The organism is Actinomadura sp. NBRC 104425 (genome assembly GCF_030269545.1).
Lineage (GTDB): Bacteria > Actinomycetota > Actinomycetes > Streptosporangiales > Streptosporangiaceae > Spirillospora > Spirillospora keratinilytica.
In genome coordinates, this window is sequence record NZ_BSTN01000003.1 from 286,996 (window position 1) to 303,489 (window position 16,494).

At 74.2% G+C, this 16,494-nt stretch carries 13 protein-coding genes; 2 read left to right on the forward strand and 11 right to left on the reverse strand.

The genetic code is table 11. From position 1 onward, the window contains the following. Positions 1-97 precede the first annotated feature (97 nt). The 3 genes from QSK22_RS07120 to QSK22_RS07130 form a co-directional block, all read right to left on the reverse strand. The gene (locus QSK22_RS07120) at positions 98-886 is read right to left on the reverse strand and encodes a hypothetical protein (RefSeq protein WP_285493187.1); all 789 of its coding nucleotides are present in this window, start codon (positions 884-886) and stop codon (positions 98-100) included. A 31-nt stretch (positions 887-917) separates the two neighbouring features. Next, the gene (locus tag QSK22_RS07125) at positions 918-2,075 is read right to left on the reverse strand and encodes an SMI1/KNR4 family protein (RefSeq protein ID WP_285493188.1); all 1,158 of its coding nucleotides are present in this window, start codon (positions 2,073-2,075) and stop codon (positions 918-920) included. A gap of 312 nt (positions 2,076-2,387) precedes the next feature. Continuing rightward, on the reverse strand, positions 2,388-2,897 hold the full coding sequence (locus QSK22_RS07130; protein ID WP_285493189.1) for an HIT family protein: 510 nt from the start codon (positions 2,895-2,897) through the stop codon (positions 2,388-2,390). 109 nt (positions 2,898-3,006) lie between these two features. Here QSK22_RS07130 and QSK22_RS07135 point away from each other — a divergent pair, with 109 nt between their 5' ends. Beyond that, entirely contained in the window at positions 3,007-3,516 is a 510-nt protein-coding gene (locus QSK22_RS07135) for a hypothetical protein (RefSeq protein WP_285493190.1), read from the forward strand. A 172-nt stretch (positions 3,517-3,688) separates the two neighbouring features. Here QSK22_RS07135 and QSK22_RS07140 read toward each other — a convergent pair whose 3' ends face one another. The 7 genes from QSK22_RS07140 to QSK22_RS07170 form a co-directional block, all read right to left on the reverse strand. Next, on the reverse strand, positions 3,689-5,725 hold the full coding sequence (locus QSK22_RS07140) for an ATP-binding SpoIIE family protein phosphatase (protein WP_285493191.1): 2,037 nt from the start codon (positions 5,723-5,725) through the stop codon (positions 3,689-3,691). Between the two features lie 191 nt (positions 5,726-5,916). Then, positions 5,917-7,116, reverse strand: a complete 1,200-nt coding sequence (locus QSK22_RS07145; RefSeq protein ID WP_285493192.1) for an iron-containing alcohol dehydrogenase — start codon at positions 7,114-7,116, stop codon at positions 5,917-5,919. Positions 7,117-7,312: 196 nt separating this feature from the next. Next, positions 7,313-8,659 carry an ATP-binding protein gene (locus QSK22_RS07150; RefSeq protein WP_285493193.1) on the reverse strand — a complete coding sequence of 449 codons (1,347 nt, stop codon included), beginning with the start codon at positions 8,657-8,659 and terminating at the stop codon, positions 7,313-7,315. 64 nt (positions 8,660-8,723) lie between these two features. Next, positions 8,724-9,410, reverse strand: a complete 687-nt coding sequence (locus QSK22_RS07155) for a response regulator transcription factor (protein ID WP_285493194.1) — start codon at positions 9,408-9,410, stop codon at positions 8,724-8,726. A 224-nt stretch (positions 9,411-9,634) separates the two neighbouring features. Beyond that, a complete protein-coding gene (locus QSK22_RS07160) occupies positions 9,635-10,486 on the reverse strand; it encodes a TIGR03619 family F420-dependent LLM class oxidoreductase (protein ID WP_285493195.1) in 852 nt (283 codons plus the stop codon). After that, positions 10,483-12,108, reverse strand: a complete 1,626-nt coding sequence (locus QSK22_RS07165) for a hydantoinase B/oxoprolinase family protein (RefSeq protein ID WP_285493197.1) — start codon at positions 12,106-12,108, stop codon at positions 10,483-10,485. Before QSK22_RS07165 ends, QSK22_RS07160 begins: the two co-directional genes overlap by 4 nt. Next, positions 12,105-14,189, reverse strand: coding sequence for a hydantoinase/oxoprolinase family protein (locus tag QSK22_RS07170; protein WP_285493198.1), 2,085 nt, complete (start codon positions 14,187-14,189; stop codon positions 12,105-12,107). The genes QSK22_RS07165 and QSK22_RS07170 overlap by 4 nt, the downstream gene beginning before the upstream one ends. A 276-nt stretch (positions 14,190-14,465) precedes the next feature. Between QSK22_RS07170 and QSK22_RS07175 the strand changes: the two genes are divergently transcribed. Further along, positions 14,466-15,848: an MFS transporter gene (locus QSK22_RS07175; protein WP_285493199.1), complete on the forward strand. Its 1,383-nt coding sequence runs from the start codon at positions 14,466-14,468 to the stop codon at positions 15,846-15,848. Here QSK22_RS07175 and QSK22_RS07180 read toward each other — a convergent pair. After that, positions 15,775-16,494 carry a PaaI family thioesterase gene (locus tag QSK22_RS07180; protein ID WP_285493200.1) on the reverse strand — a complete coding sequence of 240 codons (720 nt, stop codon included), beginning with the start codon at positions 16,492-16,494 and terminating at the stop codon, positions 15,775-15,777. The two genes, QSK22_RS07175 and QSK22_RS07180, sit on opposite strands and share 74 nt — an antisense overlap.

Genomic DNA, 16,494 nt, shown 5'->3' on the forward strand with positions numbered 1-16,494 from the left:
CCGGGGCTCCGCCCGCCGTAATGATGCGCATGCCCCCACCTGCGGTTTCCGCATGACATGACGGCGGAAAGCCACCACAGCGCCCGCTCGGCACGGGTCAGACGATGGCGCGGGGCCCGGTGCGGGGCCGGTTCCAGATCTGCAGCAGGCCCCGGGTGCCGGCGGTGTGGAAGCGCAGGCGGTAGTCGCCGTGCCCGGCGGGCAGCGGCGGCAGGTCCAGGGCGCGTCCGGCCGGCTCGTGGAGGGTGACGTAACCGGTGTGGAAGCGGCAGCTCAGTTCTGCGATGCGGGGGTACGAGCGGTCGGGCCCCGGGTCGGCCGGTGAGATCAGGACGGTCAGCGGGAGGTCGCCGTCGTGGACGGGCGCCCACAGCAGCGCCGCACCGGGGACGGCGTCGATCAGCTCGCCCGCGGACTCGGCGTGCGGGGGGACGGGGATGATCTCGCCGAGCGATCGGCCCTTGTCGATCAGGACGAACTGGCCCGCCCGGACGCGCAGGGTCAGGTCGAGGCGCTGGGGGGTCGCGGTGGTGCGGCGGTCCGGGGCGAACCAGGACGGGACGCCTTCGGGGAAGCCGTGCCGGGCGAGGGCGGCGGCGTACTCCTCGTCGGTCATCTGGAGCGCGCGTTCGGCGACCCCCGGCACGTCGCCCGGCTCGGGCCGTTCGTGCCTGACGGTGGCGGCCACTGAGACACAGGCGGTCGCGTCGGCGGAGTCGGGGGGCGGATACCACCGGGTGACGCTGAGCGTTCCGCAGCGACGGCAGGGGACGCGGCGGATGTTGACGGTGCGGCCGTGCGGATCGGTCTCGGTGCCGGTGGGCTCCAGGACGTCGGCGTCGGGGAAGTCGTGGTCGTCGCCGCATGCCTCAATGATCATTTCCATGGCGACGTCGTCGCGGCTAGCGGGGACACCATCAGCGGTCACCTTTGGGCCGAGACAGCAGGGCGCGGCCGCGTTCGGGGGTGAGCGTCTCGGCCAGGACCGGCTCGGTGAGCAGCACGACCGGCGCGATGTGGTCGGTGGATCTCGGCCGCCAGCGGGGCACCGCGTCGCCGACGGCCCGCCACAGGGCGTCCGGATCGCCCGCGTGCCGGTCCAGCGCCGCACGGACGAGCTCGGTGAACTCGGGGTTGCCGTAGTCCGGCCGGCACTCGGATCGGCGCAGGCGCGCCTGGTACTCGGCGACGAGGACCACGAGTTCGGGGTCGCCGCCGACCGCCGTCTGCAGGATGGAGTTGCGGTTGGGCGAACTGACCTGCCCGTGCTCGACGAACAACAGGGGCAGGAACTCCTCGGTGAACAGCGGATCGGAGAGGAACCCGTCGGGGGTGAACGAGGGGTGCAGCAGTTGCCTCAGGAGCTGTTCGGCCTCGTAGGTGCGTCCGAGAAGCAGCAGGATCTGCGCGCGAAGAACGGTGGCCCGCGCGTGGCCGAAGCGCTCGGCCTGCGCCAGGACGGCCTCGGCGCCGTCGACGTCACCGCCGAGGGCGTCGCGGCGCGCCTGTTCCACCTTGGCCGCCCACGAGTCGCGCGTCGCGCCCTCGGGGCGGCGCATCCAGTGGAACTCGGCGTACAGGTCCTGCATGAGCGCGGTGAACGACGGGAAGCGCCTGGGCGGCTCGGCACGCCAGGAGAACAGGTTGTAGGCGGCCCACTCGCCGTTCTCGTCCACGTCCCCCGGGTCGAGGTAGAGGATGCCCGAGTCCGTCTCCAGGGAGATCAGCAGCCCCCGGCTGATCGGACCGTCGCCGCCGCCGTGCTCGTCGTCGGCGAGCTCGTCCCAGTCCTGCCAGTACGGCTCCAGGTCGCGCACCCAGCCGAGATCGGACGTGCCGCGCATGCGCCACACGAAGATCCCCGCGTTGCGCCAGCCGTCGGTGGTCAGCAGGAACTCGCGGTAGGACGGCGGCAGACGCGTCCCGAGCCGTTCCTCCGCGGCGGCGACGGCCTCAGCAGTCGCCGGAGCGAACCCGAGCCATCCGTCGCGCACCACGTCCGGATCGAGCTCGTCGGGCTCGCTGCAGCTGATCCACTCCTCGCTCCACGTGGTCAGCCATGGTCTCCAGTCCATGGCAAAACCCTGGCGCACACCTCCGACAAAACACGAAGGGGACTCTCAGCGCGCTTCGCTCCCGGCCAGTGCCTCGCGGCGGCGACGCACCCGCGTTCCGACGAGTCCCGGACGCGGCCCTTGTCTCCATTGGCACACGCGACCGATGGGAGCACGACGATGCGAATCACCCTGGCGACGTTCCTGACGCTGGACTGTGTCATGCAGGGTCCGGGGACACCAGTCGCGGGCGGAACAATGCGCTGGCGAGCGCACCAGAGCGGCTGTGGCCTCTGGTGGGGGCCGGAATGGCCGAGGATCGTGCGTGCGCCGTCAGCGGGCCGCAGCGATCAGTTCCAAGGTCTGTTCGAGTTCACGGCCCGAAGCCGGCTCGGCGTTCCACATCAGCCGCAGATCATCGCCATGCCGGCGCGGGACCACATGGGTATGGAAGTGGAAAACCTCCTGCCCGGCGGCCTCGCCGGTGGAATGCACGACGTTCACGCCGTCGGGGGCCAACGCCGCCTTCACCAAAGCGGCGACTCGATGCACCATCCCGGCGACATGCGCGTGGGCGGTCTCGGAGATCGTCCAGACGTCGGCGGCGTGTTCTCGCGGGACGACCAGCGTGTGGCCTGGCGAAGCGGGGGCGATGTCGAGGAACGCCACCGTGTGCTCGTCCTCGAGGACACGATAGGACGGCAGCCGCCCGGCAACGATCTCGCAGAAGGTGCAGTCGCTCACCCACCCGATGATCGCATCCGCCAACTTGGCCACGCCAGCCCAGGCGCCTTCGGTCACCACCGCGTTCTGTGGGCCCATTCGCGGCGACAATTCGGTCACGCGCTGACGTGCGGACGCGTGCTCCTGCGTTTTCCGGGCGCGCGCCTCGCGGTGTGCTGGGGGTTCTCCTACGGCCGTGTGTCGGTGGGGGTGCCTAGGGTGCAGGGGCATGTCTTCTTTCAGCGGGTGGGCGGTCGTCGATCTGAAGGATGGGCGGGACGCCGAAGGATTCGTCAAAGTGCTGGGCGAAGTGGTCGAGGGCGCCTGCACCGTTCTGGTGGCAGGGCGGCGGGTGTTCGTGTACGCGGATTTCGAACCGCTGCTCTACAGCGAGATCGGGGCGCTGATGCCGGAATGGGGAAGCCGGGCGGTCGTCGCCGGGGATTTCGACGAGCACGGGGTCGTCAACGAGGTGCTCGGGGCGGACGGGACGGCCGTGCACACGGCTTCGATCGGCGAGCAGGCCGGTGCGCTGCCGCACAACGACACTCCCGAGGCGCGGCGGGCGGCCGCGCGGCTGTTCGGCGTGGACGCCGGTGCCCTGGACGAGGTCTCGGCCACGTGGGCCGCGGAGGGCGCCATGCCGTCCGTACTGGGCGAGCCGTATCTGAGGTGGTGGAAGGCGTTGGGCGTGCCGTGGCCGGACGACTTCGGGCAACGAGCCGTCGAACGCGGATAGACGCCGCGAGGCGGCGGGCGGCACCCGCACGGCGATCAAGGGAACCACTGCGTTGCGGGCGGCGGCCGAGGCCGGTCATCCGCGTGGTGCGGCCAGGGCGGACGCGCCGACCGCGGGTGTGCGGGCCAACGGCGCGCCGTACATGCCCGGACTGTTCTGAGGCGTGCGGCGTTCAGTCGGGGATGGGCTGCTCGGTCCAGATGGTCTTGCCGTTGGCGGTGTAACGGGTGCCCCAGCGCTGGCAGAGGGCGGCGACGAGCTGCAGGCCGCGGCCGCCCTCGTCGGTGGGGGCGCTGCGGCGGATCAGCGGGGTGGTGAGGCTGCCGTCGGACACCTCGCAGATCAGCGTGCGGCTGCGCAGGAGGCGGACGCGCAGCGGGCCCTTGGCGTGCCGGATGACGTTGCCGACCAGTTCGCTCACCACCAGCTCGGTGGTCATGACCAGATCCGGCAGGTTCCAGGCGGCCAGCTGACGGCGGACGAGCTCGCGGGCCTGGCCGGCGGCCTTGGGGTCCTCGGGCAGCGCCCACGAGGCGATGTCGTCGGAGGCGAGCCGATGCGTACGCACGAGCAGGAGCGCGGCGTCATCGTCGGCCCGGTGGTTCAGGGGGATGCAGGCGGCGGTGAGGGCGTCGCACACCGTCTCCAGGCACGCGGCCGACCCATCGCGCACGGCCGTGCCGAGCTCCTGCGCGAGCTGCGCCATACCCTTGTCGATGTCGCGGTCGGCCGCCTCGACGAGGCCGTCGGTGTAGAGGACCAGCAGGCTGCCGCCGGGCAGGTTGACGGAGGTGGTGTCGATCGGCGGGGACGCCGCGCCCAGCGGCGGGTTGGCCGCGGCCGTCAGGTAGGTGACGGTGCCGTCGGGCGAGACGACGGCGGGCGGCGGGTGGCCTGCGCAGCCGAAGGAGAAGTCGCCCGTGACCGGGTCGTAGATGCCGTAGAGGCAGGTGGCGTAGCTGTCCTCGCCCAGGTCGCCGACGATGCCGTTGAGGCGGTCGAGGATGTCGTCGGGGGCCAGGTCGAGGTCCGACAGGGTGCGCACGGCGGTGCGCAGGCGGCCCATGGTGGCGGCCTCCGACAGGCCGTGGCCCATGACGTCGCCGATGACCAGGGCGACCCGGTCGGCCGACAGCGGGATGATGTCGTACCAGTCGCCGCCGACCTCCGTGCCGTACCCGGCGGGCTGGTAGTGGGCGGCGGCCGAGACGGCGGGCAGTGACGGCAGGTCGCGGGGCAGCAGGTCGCGCTGCAGCTCCCGGGCCCGCGCGGCGGCGGCGTCGTACAGGCGCGCCCGCTCCAGCGCCTGGGCGATCAGGCTGCTGAGCGCGGTGAGCAGGGTGCGCTCCTCCTCGCCGAGGCGGCACGGCCGGTCGAAGGACAGGACGCCGACGCCGATGGCGCGTCCCGACGCGATGAGCGGCAGGAACACCCGGGCGTCCCGGTCCATGGACAGCGACAGGCCGGTCTCCGGCGGGTAGCGCGCGGCCAGTTCGTCGCCCGACTCGAAGAACAGCGGGATGCGGGTCCGCAGCACCTCCCCGATCGGCGAGTTCTCGGGGAACGGTTCGCCGGAGAGCTGGTCGATCAGCTCGCCGCTGTAGCCGGTGGTGCCGACGAGGTAGAGCCGAACGGTCTCCACCGTGGCGATGATGAGCCCCGAGGCGTGGAAGGCCGGCAGGACGCTGTCGGCGAAGGCGGTGACGACGTCCTGCGTGGTCACGGCCTCGGCGAGGGCCCAGGTGAGCTGCTCCATGAGCGCCGCGCGGTCGGCGGCCCGGGCGGCGGACCCGCGCCCGGTGCCGAGCGGGGACCGGTCGGTGATGTCGGCGATGGTGAGGGTGAAGCCGCCGGGGACCGGGACGATGCGCAGGCGATGCCACCAGCCGCCGCGGGGCAGGGTGATCTCCAGTTCGGCGGGCGTGTCGTCGGCCATGGCCGCACCGCAGCGGTCGGCCAGTTCGGGCACGCCGCGGAACACCGGGACGTCCCACAGCCGCCGCCCGATCATGCGGTGCGCGCAGCCGAGCAGGCGGTCGGCCGCCTCGTTGGAGTAGGCGATCCGCCCGTCGGCCTCGACGAACAGGAATCCGTCGCTCATCTGCCCCAGGGCGCGCCTGATCAAGCCGGGGACGGCGTGTTTTTCGCTGCCGCCCCTCACGCTGCCGACCAGTCCGGCCGTCCGGCCCTCGCCCGACCGCTTGTTCACCGAGCCTCCTCCCCCGGACGAGGCCGTCCCGGCGCCGTGACCGGCGTGTTTCCGAAAGCTGACCTTTTGCTCCAAGGAGCGGCTATTTCCGATTCCGCCAGCAACACTAGAGGCCGCCCAGCCTTAGGCGTTGCGAGAGTTATGCCGCCCGCCACTGTTTTGGAGGTGATTTGACGGTTTCTTGGAGAGGGTCACAGCGCCTCGCGGAACAGCCGCTCGACGTCGTCCCGGGTCGCCTGGCGCGGGTTGGTCGCCATGCAGGCGTCCTTGAGGGTGGTGGCCGCCAGCCGGGGGATCGCCTCCTCCGTCAGCCCGACGGCGCGCAGCCCCGACGGCACGCCCACCGCGTCGGCCAGCCGCTCCACCTTGTCGGCGAGCAGGTGCGCGGCGTCCTCCGGGGAGCACCGGCCGACGTCGACGCCCGCGGCGGCGGCCAGCGGGACGTAGCGGCCCGGGTCCACCTGCGCGTTGAATCTGATCACATGCGGGAGCAGCACGCCGTTGATGACGCCGTGCGGGGCGTCCAGCAGGCCGCCCACCTGGTGGCTCATGGCGTGGGTGGCACCGAGGATGGCGCTGGTGAAGGCCATTCCGGCCTCCAGCGCACCCTGGGCCATCGCCATCCGCGACCCGGCCTCCTCGGGACGGTCCATGGTGCGGTCCAGATGCCGGGCGACCAGGCGCACCGCGTCCAGCGCCCGCCGGTCGGTGAGCGGGCTGTGCGCCCGCGACACGAACGACTCGATGCCGTGGGTGAGGGCGTCCAGCCCGGTCGCGGCGTTCAGCCACTCCGGCATCGTGGTCAGCAGCCGCGGATCGATGATCGAGATGTCCGGCACGACCGCCTCGCTGATGATGACGGCCTTCACCAGGTGCACCGTGTCGGTGATGACCGCGAACTGGGTGACGTCCGACCCGGTGCCGGAGGTGGAGGGCACCATCATGGTGACCGGAAGCGGCCGCGTGACTAGGTCGACGCCCTCGTAGTCGAGGATCCGGCCGCCGTTGCCGGCCAGGATCGCCACGCTCTTGGCCGCGTCGATGCAGGACCCGCCGCCCAGGCCGATCACCAGGTCGCAGGCGCTGTCCCGGTAGGCGGCGAACGCCGCCTCGACCTCGTGGTCCTTGGGGTTGGGCGTGATGTCGTGCCACACGACGGGACGCAGCCCCGACAGGCGCAGGTGCCCGACGGCCTCGGCGACCCAGCCCGCCTCGATCAGCCCCGGATCGGTCACCAGGAACGGGCGGCGCGCACCGCTGCGCAGTGCGCAGATGCCCACGTCGGCGAGCGCCCCGGGGCCGAAGACGATCTCGGGAGTGCCGTTCTTGGCGACCCTCGTCTGGGCGGGGACCGCCTCCAGGTTCTTGGTCCGCGGGCCAGCGAGTTCCACCGCGTCCACGCTTCCGCGCATCCGGAACATCCGGCCCGCGCCCGGCGGTCGTCCATCCGGCGCCGACCGGATGCCAAGGGATTCCGGTGCGCTCACTATGAGGAGAAAACCTCGGCTTTTTGAAGTATACGCGCAGGTCAGCCGCCTTGCCGGGGCGCCGCGGCGCCGCCCGGGCAGCCCCGGGCGGCGCCGGAGGTCAGGTGCGCGAGTGGCGGCGCCGGACCAGGCGGCGGGAGCGCCGGGGCGGGGGCAGCCACCTGGTGCGGAACCACATCTGGACCTGGGCGCCGCCCAGGACCGAGCGGTGGATGCGCAGGTAGCCGCCGGTGGACTCGGCGGCGCGGCGGGCGATGTCCAGGCCGAGGCCGGTGGAGCCGCCGCCGCTGCGGCCCCGCTGCAGGGCCGCTTCGGGGTCGGCGATGCCGGGGCCCGCGTCGGCGACCAGGATCCCGGTGATCCCCTCGCCGACGTGCAGGGTGACCGCGAAGCCGGTGCCCTCGGGGGTGTGCCGGAAGACGTTGCCGAGCAGGGCGTCCACGGCGGCGGCCAGCTCGGTGGCGGGCAGCGGAAGCTTCGCCGGGCGGTCGGCGCCGATCAGCTCGCAGGCGCGGCCCTCGTCCTCGGCCAGCACGGACCAGAACTCGACGCGCTCCCGCAGCACCTTGGCGGCGTCGCAGCTGCCGCGGCCCTGCGGGCGGCGGACGGTGCGGATGATCTGGTCCACCTCGCGTTCGATGCGGTCGACGGCCTCGCGGGTCGCCTCGGCCACCGGGCCCGCGCCCAGCGCCTCGGCGTTCAGCCGCAGCGCGGCCAGCGGCGTGCGCAGGCGGTGGGACAGGTCGGCGGCCATCTCCCGTTCGGCGGCCAGCAGCTGGACGACGTGGTCGGCCATGGCGTTGAAGGCGGTGCCGGCCTCGATGAGCTCGGGCGGGCCGTCCGGTTGGATGCGGACGCTCAGGTCTCCCGCGCCGAAGGCGGCCGCCGCCGCGGCCAGCCGCCGGGTGGAGCGGATCATGCGGGCGCCGAGCCGGTCGGCGACGGCGACCGACCCGGCGACCAGCGCGGCGGCGACGGCGGTCATCACGCCCCAGGCCTGCCAGACGCCCCGGGTCAGCTCCTCGTCGGGGATGAACACCTCGACGACGGCGGTGCGGCCCGCGTCCAGCGCGACGGGCTGCAGCAGCGCCCACCCGCCGGAGACGCGGGCGGTCATCCAGCGGCCGCGGCGGCCGGCCTCGGCGAGCTGCTCGGGGCGGGCGCGGACGGCCTCGCCGCCGGTCTGCTCGGGCACCACCGTGCCGTCGGGCATGTGCACCGCCATCCGGCGGTCGGCGCCGGCCTGGGTGCTGGCGACGGCTCGGGTGAGGGCGGCCGGGTCCTCGGTGACGACGAGCACGGGTCCGAGGGCGCTGGCCTGCCGCTCGGCGGTGGTCAGCGCCCGGTCGCGGGCGATCTCCCGGACGGTCAGCGCCAGCGGGATGAGGAAGGCCAGCGCGACCATGGAGGTGACCGCCAGCGACACCAGCACCAGCGTGCGCCTCACACCGGCCTCCGCGCCACGACACCGTCCCCGCGGGTCGTACGGGTCGCGGCCGGCCGCGGTTCGATCACGCCCGGTCGTCGGGCGCGGCGAGCCGGACGCCGACCCCGCGCACCGTGTGCAGGTAGCGGGGCTTGGCGGCGGTCTCGCCGAGTTTGCGGCGCAGCCAGGACAGGTGGACGTCGATGGTCTGGTCGTCGCCGTAGGCCTGCCGCCACACCTCGGCGAGCAGCTCGCGGCGCGCCACCACCCGGCCGGGGCGGGCGGCCAGGTAGGCCAGCAGGTCGAACTCGCGCCGGGTGAGCTCCAGCGGCGCGCCGTCCAGGGTGACCTCGCGGCGGTCGAGGTCGATGCGCAGGCCGCCCACGCGCAGCTCGGCGGTCGGGCCGGAGCGGGACGCGCGGCGCAGCACCGCGGTGAGCCGGGCGCTCAGGTGCTCGGCCGAGAACGGTTTGATCAGGTAGTCGTCGGCGCCCGCGTTGAGCAGCCGCACGATCTCCGGCTCGTCGTCGCGGGCGGTCGCGATGATGACCGGCACGTCGGACACGCCGCGCAGCATCTTCAGCACCTCGCCGCCGTCCAGGTCGGGCAGCCCGAGGTCGAGTATCACCACGTCGGGCGGCGTCTGGGTGACCTCGCGCAGCGCGTCCATCGCGGTCCCCGCGCTGCGCACCACGTGCGACCGCGCACTCAGCTCCCGGATCAGGGCGGTACGGACGTTCGCGTCGTCCTCCACCACCAGCACACTCGCCATGCCCGAACCGTATGCCACCATGTGGTGGCGCGTCGCGGGATGTCATATGTTGCCCCCTGGGCGGCTGTGCGGGAGCGTCCGCGGCCCCGCGGCGCGGGGCGGGCTGGCCGCGCCGACGATCGCCGGGACATCCCCTCAATGAACGCCAGTTGGTACCGACACGCCCCGATCGTGCGGATTTCCGAGTATGGCGGAGATGTCCCGACAGACCGCTCAACTCATGATCAGGCCGCGTGTCGCACCCCGTACCGGTCGGCGAAGTCGATGAGGGCCGGGACGGCGTCGCGGGTGCGGGTCCAGGGGCGGACGATGAGCCGGTCGACGCCCAGCCGCTCCCAGTGGCGGATCTCCTCGGGGCCGGACAGCTCGTAGGCGTGCACGGTGATCTCGAACGGCGCGTCGGCGCGCCCGGCGGCGGCGCGCAGGTCGCGCAGCAGGTCGAGCTTCGGACGGACGCCCCGGAGGGTCTGCGGCATGCTGATCCAGCCGTCGCACAGGGCCGCGGCGCGGCGCAGGGCGGCCCGCGACTCGCCCCCCGCGTGGACGGGCAGCGGACGCTGCACGGGCTTGGGCTCGAACGCCACCCGGGGGAAGTCGAAGAACTCGCCGTGATGCTCGACGGCCGGCTCCGTCCACAGGCGGCGGGACACGGCGATGGCCTCGTCCAGGCGCCGTCCGCGGGTGGCGAAGTCGACCCCGGCGGCGCGCCACTCCCCCTCGTACCAGCCCGCGCCGACGCCGACGATGGCGCGGCCGCCGGAGACCTGGTCGAGGGTGGCGAAGGCGCGGGCGGCGACGAACGGATGGCGCAGCGCGTAGAGGTAGACGGCGGTGCCCAGCCGCACGTGCTCGGTGACGGCGGCCAGCGCGCACAGGTAGGCGGGCGCGTCGAACAGCGGCGTCTGCGGGCGGATGCCGGGCTCGCCGGAACCGGGGTAGGCGGCGGTGGACAGGTCGGTGGCGAACACCAGGTGCTCGGGCAGCCACACCGAGTCGAAACCGAGCCGGTCGGCCGCCACGGCCAGGTCGCGCCAGGCCCCGGGGTGGACCAGTCCGAGCGGTACGCCGAACTTCACGGCGCCTCCCAGCGGGTGATGCGGCCGTCGGCGAGGTCGCGTTCGACGGCCTCGGGCGCGCGGCCCGCGGGGTCGCCGTATCCGCCGCCGCCCGAGGTCTCCACGACCAGGGCCTCCCCGGCGGCCAGCGGCTGGCGGGTGGCCCGCGAGCCGAGCGGTTCGCGGGTGCCGTCGGCGCGCTCGCGGTAGTAGCCGCCCGCGCGGCCGGGGCGGCCGCCGGCCGCGCCGGGCGGCGGCCGCAGCAGCCGGTCGCCGCGCGTGTCGACGCGGGCGTCCTCCAGCACGCGGATCACGGTGCGGGTGCCGAGCCCGCCCCGGTGGCGGCCGGCGCCGCCCGAGTCGGGGATCAGCGAGACCTCCTCGATCCGCACCGGCAGCCGCGCCTCGATCGGCTCGGCCTGCGGGATGATGTTGCGTCCGCCGCCGAACAGCGCGCCGGTGGCGTCGGGGCCGTCGCAGCCGTCGCGGGCGCCCATGCCGCCGAGGTCGAACGACATGTGCAGCCAGGGGCGGCGCGCCCCGCTGATGCTGAACGCCTGCAGGATGCCGGACGCGGCGACGCCGCCCGCGGGCAGCGCCCCGGTGAGGGCGGCGAAGATGGCCTCCTCGGCGGCGGCCACGGTGCCGAAGCGGCCTCCGCCGGGGTAGGGGGGCGTGCAGTTGACGAGGGTGCCGCGGGGCATGCGCACCTCGACGGGGGCGAAGCAGCCCTCGTTCATGGGCAGGGCCGGGTCGACGAAGCAGCGCAGCGCGTACATGACGCCGCCGTGGGTCTGCGAGAAGCCGGAGTTGACCGGCAGCGGGACCTGCTCGTCGGTGCCGGCGAAGTCGACCACGACGCCGCCGGCGCCGTCCGCGGTGACGGCGACGCGGACCAGGTGGCCGTCGTCGAGCCGGTACTCGCCGCGGTGGGTGCCGGGCGGCAGGGCGGCCAGGCCCTCGCGCATGCGGCGCTCGGTGTGGGCGAGGTAGTCCTCGATCCCGCGGGCCAGGCCGTCCGGGGTGTGCGCGTCGATGATCTCCTCGAGGCGGCGGGCGGCGACGTTCGCGCCCGCGACGAGCGCGCGCAGGTCGCCGACGAGCCGGTCGGGGGTGCGGCTGTTGGCGGCCAGCACGCGCACCATCTCGTCCGCCAGGCCGTCCGCGGTGGCGATGCGGACGGGCGGCAGCTGCAGGCCCTCCAGGTAGACGTCGGTGGCGTCGGAGGCCATGCCGCCCGCCGACAGCCCGGACAGGTCGGCGACGTGGATGAGCGTCCCGGTGAAGTAGGCGGGGGCGCCGCCGACGAACACCGGGCGGAACACCAGCAGGTCGTTGGCGTGGATGCCGCCCTGGTAGACGTCGTTGAGCGCGAACACGTCGCCGGGGCGCATCGCGGCGGGCGGGTAGGCGCGCAGGACGTACGGCAGGGCGCTGCGCAGGCTGGCGCACTGGATGAGCGCCGTCGACAGGGAGTGCGCGACGAGGCGGCCGCGCGCGTCCAGGACGGCGGCGGCCGCGTCGGCGCCCTCCACGATGAACGTGGAGTAGGCCGAGCGCACCACGACGATGCCCGCCTCCTCGGCGGCCGTGCACAGCGCGTTGCGCAGGATCTCGGCGGTGAGGTCGTCGCCGCCGCTCATGCGGTGCCTCCTTCGAGCAGCAGGGCGCCGTCCCGGTCGACGGTGCCGCGCCAGCCGGGCGGGATGAGCAGGGAGCACTGGGGTTCGGTGACCAGGCAGGGGCCGGGGAGTTCGGCGCCGGGCGCGCAGCCGTCGCGGGTGTGCACGGGGACGTCGCGGAAGGCGCCGTCCAGCCACACCCGGCGGGTGCCGTCCGCCGCGGGGCCGTCGGGCGCCGTGTGCGCCGGTGTGTCGGCCCCGGCCGGCAGGACGACGCGCACCCGCGCCGTGGTCACCTCCACCGGGTCGCGCAGTTCGATGCCGTACGACTCGCGGTAGCGCTTGCGGAACTCGTCGGCGGCGCGCTGCACGGCCTCGGGCATGACGGGGCCGGACGGCAGCTCGACGGTGAACGCGTGGGCCTGCCCGATGAACCGCATGCCCAGCGACCGCACGACCGTGCCCGGCTCGCCGGTCTCCAGGTCGGCGCGTGCGGCACGTTCCAGGTCGGCCAGCGCAGACGCCAGTTCGCCGAGCGCGTCGCGGCTCGCCGAGCAGGAGACCAGCGTGCTCACCGGTGCGAGGAAGGTGCGGGCCCGTTCGACGGCCAGGTCGGCGTACAGCAGCCCCACGGCGGAGCCGACGCCGGCCCGCGGCGGCACCAGCACCCGGCCGATGCCGAACCGCTCGGCCAGCCGGACGACGTGCGTGGGGGCGGCGCCGCCCAGGGCGACCAGGGTGAAGCCGCGCGGGTCGATGCCGCGCCGCACGGTGACGACGTGGACCGCGGCGCCCATCTGCGCGTTGGCGATGTCGTGGATCGCGGCCGCCGCCCGGACCACGTCGACGCCGAGCGGGCGGGCGACGTGCTCGTCGATCGCGGCGCGCGCAAGGTCGGGCGACAGGCGGAACCCGGCGAAGCCGCCGGGGTCGAGGTGGCCGAGGACTAGGTCGGCATCGGTGACGGTGGGCAGGGTGCCGCCGCGCCCGTAGCAGGCGGGCCCGGGGTCGGCGCCGGCGCTGCGCGGGCCGACGCGCAGGGTGCCCGCGTCCACCCAGGCGATGGAGCCGCCGCCGGAGCCGACCTCGGCCAGGTCGATCGCGGGGACCTTGATGGGCACGCCGGTGCCGGGGCGGCGGCCGCCGAAGCTGCCCTTGCCGCCGACCTGGAACTCGTGGGTGATGCCGGGGCGTCCGCCGCGCACCAGCCCTGCCTTGGCGGTGGTGCCGCCCATGTCGAAGGAGATGAGGTCGGCCAGGCCGCGCCGCGCGCCCTGCCGGGCGGCGGCGATGACCCCGGCGGCGGGCCCCGACTCGATGGTGTGGACGGCGCGGGCGGCGGCGAGCGCGGCGGGCAGCACGCCCCCGGCCGACTCCATGACGTGCACGGGCGCGGTGACGCCGAGGGCGCGCAGCCGCCCGCCGAGGCGGCGCAGGTACGCCGCCATGACGGGGCCGACGTAGGCCGACATCAGCGTCGTGGTGGCCCGTTCGTACTCGCCCAGTTCGGGCCACACCGACGAGGAGGTGACCACGGGGGTCCCCTGGGGGAGCCGCGCGGCGACGATCTCGGCGAGGCGGTCCTCGTGGACGGGGTTGAGGTAGGAGTGCAGCAGGCATATCGCCACCGCCGACACGTCCAGGGACGCGATGTCGTCGGCGACGCGGGCGGCGGCGTCCTCGTCCAGCGGCTGGAGCACCGAGCCGTCGGCGGCGAGGCGTTCGGGCACGGTGAACGTGTGCCTCAGGGGGACGGGCGGTTCGGGCGGCGTGAACGCCAGGTCGTAGCGCTCCTCCTCCACGCGGGCGTGCCGTCCGAGCGCCAGCATGGAGCGGAAGCCGCGCGTGGTGACGAACGCGACGGGCACTCCGGTGCGTTCGAGGATGACGTTGGTGGCGAGCGTGGTGGCGTGGACGACCCGTTCGACGGCCTGCGGGGGCGTGCCCGAGGCGGCGAGCACCTGCTCGACGCCGCGCAGCAGTCCCTCGGCGGGGTCGGCGGGGGTGGTGAGGGTCTTGGCGACGTGCACCCGGCCGTCCGTCCCGGCGAGCACCACGTCGGTGAACGTGCCGCCGACATCGCTGGCAAGGGTGATGCCCATGGACGCGTCCTCCCCGCTGCCGGCGGCCCGCCGGACCACCGCCACCAACCTAGCGACCGCTTGGTACGCTAGCGGTCATGATGCCCGAGGGCAAGGTCGCGGTGATCGCCGGGGCCGGTGGGCGACGCTCGACGGCAAACGGCGGCCGACCGTTCACATGAGGCCGACGAAATCCGGCCGTGATCTCGGCCACATTCGCCGGTTTGCGGACTGATCTCCCCGGGGTATCACCCTGCCCGGACAAGCCGTGATCGGGGGCGGAAAGGAGAGTCCCCGATGGTGCCCGATCCCGCAGGGCCTGGCGGCGCCCGCGACGTGGATGCGGCCGCGCGACGCGACCAGGTGCGCAAGGCCGCCGTCGCCAGCGTCGTCGGCACCTCCATCGAGTGGTACGACTTCTTCCTCTACAACACGGCCGCCGCGATCGTCTTCAAGGACGTCTTCTTCCCCAGCTCCACCGACTACGCGGGCACGCTGTCGGCGTTCGCCACCTACGCGGTCGGGTTCGCGGCCCGGCCGGTCGGCGCGGCGCTGTTCGGCCATTGGGGCGACCGGCTCGGCCGCAAGGCCACGCTGATCGTCACGCTGCTGCTGATGGGGTTCTCCAGCGCGCTGATCGGCGTGCTGCCCGGCACCGAGGCGATCGGCGTGGCCGCGCCGGTGCTGCTGGTGGCGCTGCGGATCCTGCAGGGCATCGCGGTCGGCGGCGAGTGGAGCGGCTCGGTGCTGCTGGCCATGGAGTGGGGCGACCAGCGGCGGCGCGGGCTGATGGCCAGCCTGCCGCAGATCGGCGTGCCGATCGGGCTGATCCTCGGCACCGGGGCGATGACCGCGATCGCGCTGTCGGCCGAGGACGCGTTCACCTCCTGGGCCTGGCGGGTGCCGTTCCTGCTCAGCCTGGTGCTGGTCGCGCTCGGGCTGTGGGTGCGGCTGCAGGTCCTGGAGACCCCGCTGTTCGCCGAGATCGTCGAGCGGCGGCAGGTGGCGCGGGTGCCGGTGGCCGAGGTGGTGCGCCGCCACCCCCGGGAGATCGTGCTGAGCGCGCTGCTGCGCTGCTCGGAGCAGATGCCGTTCTACATCTTCACCTCGTTCGCCCTGACCTACATCCATGACGAGCTGGGCATGGCGCAGGGGCTCGCGCTGGGCGCGGTGACGCTGGCATCCGTGCTGGAGCTGTTCGCGATCCCGGCGGCCGGGCACCTGGGCGACCGGATCGGCAGCCGCCGCGTGTACGCGGCGGGGGCGCTGCTGGTCGCGGTGCTGGCCTTCCCGTACTTCGCGCTGCTCAACACCGGGGTCGCCGTCGTGGTGGTGGGCGCGGTGATGCTGGCGCAGCTCACGCACTCCCTGCAGTACGGACCGCAGGCGTCGATGATCGCCGAGAGCTTCCCGACCCGGCTGCGCTACGGCGGGGCAGGCCTGGGGTACCAGCTCGCCTCGGTGGTCGCGGGCGGCCCGGCGCCGCTGCTGGCGACCTGGCTGCTGCACGACCACGGCTGGTGGGCCATCTCCGTCGCGATGGTCGTCGCGTCGGCGCTGACGCTGACCGCGATAGCGCTGCTGCCGGACCGCTCCCGCGCCGACATCACCGCAGATGACGCCTACTCCGCGCCCGCTCCCCGGGCGGCTGGTCCGAGCCCCCGAGAACCTCGGGAGTGAGGCCGCGGGGCAGCACGAACACGGCGGTGGCCTCGACCGTCACCGTGCCGTCCGGGGCGATGATGCGGGCGGCGGTGTGCGTGCGGCGGCCCACGACCTCGGTGACCTCGGCCTCGCCGCGCAGCGGCACGCCGTAGGGCGTGGGCCGCCGGTAGCGCAGGTCGAGCGCGACGGTCATGCCGGGCGCGCCGGCCGCGTGCGCGGCGGCGCCGAGCAGCTGGTCCAGGACCATCGCCGACACGCCGCCGTGCACGAAGCCGGGCGGGCCCTCGTAGACCGACGTCAGCGTGAAGTCGCAGTACACCGTGCGGTCGGAGCGCGTGTGGATCTCCACCGGCGGGGCGATCGGGTTGAGCGGCCCGATGACGGGGTTGGCGAGCTGGCGGCCGAAGAGCGGCGCGCCGGGGGCGGGCGCGGCGATCGGCGGGGCGGCGCGGCGCGCGGCCGACAGCCGCCGGGTGAGCGCCGCGATCTCCTCGCTCACGGCGGCGACCTCGGCGGCGTCGACGTCGGTGTGCACCACGGCCTCGGTCAGCTCGCGGACCCGCGCCGCCAGCCCGGCCAGCTCCGCCGCCCGCGGCTCGTCCAGCTCGGCCCGCTCGCCGTCCACGAAGACCCGGCGCATCGCCGCCCCGGCGCCGCTCAT

Coding starts and splice junctions, on each gene's coding strand:
- QSK22_RS07120 (WP_285493187.1), bottom strand. CDS start 886: ATGGAAATGATCATTGAGGCATGCGGCGACGACCACGACTTCCCCGAC.
- QSK22_RS07125 (WP_285493188.1), bottom strand. CDS start 2,075: ATGGACTGGAGACCATGGCTGACCACGTGGAGCGAGGAGTGGATCAGC.
- QSK22_RS07135 (WP_285493190.1), top strand. CDS start 3,007: ATGTCTTCTTTCAGCGGGTGGGCGGTCGTCGATCTGAAGGATGGGCGG.
- QSK22_RS07155 (WP_285493194.1), bottom strand. CDS start 9,410: ATGGCGAGTGTGCTGGTGGTGGAGGACGACGCGAACGTCCGTACCGCC.
- QSK22_RS07165 (WP_285493197.1), bottom strand. CDS start 12,108: ATGAGCGGCGGCGACGACCTCACCGCCGAGATCCTGCGCAACGCGCTG.
- QSK22_RS07170 (WP_285493198.1), bottom strand. CDS start 14,189: ATGGGCATCACCCTTGCCAGCGATGTCGGCGGCACGTTCACCGACGTG.
- QSK22_RS07175 (WP_285493199.1), top strand. CDS start 14,466: ATGGTGCCCGATCCCGCAGGGCCTGGCGGCGCCCGCGACGTGGATGCG.
- QSK22_RS07180 (WP_285493200.1), bottom strand. CDS start 16,494: ATGAGCGGCGCCGGGGCGGCGATGCGCCGGGTCTTCGTGGACGGCGAG.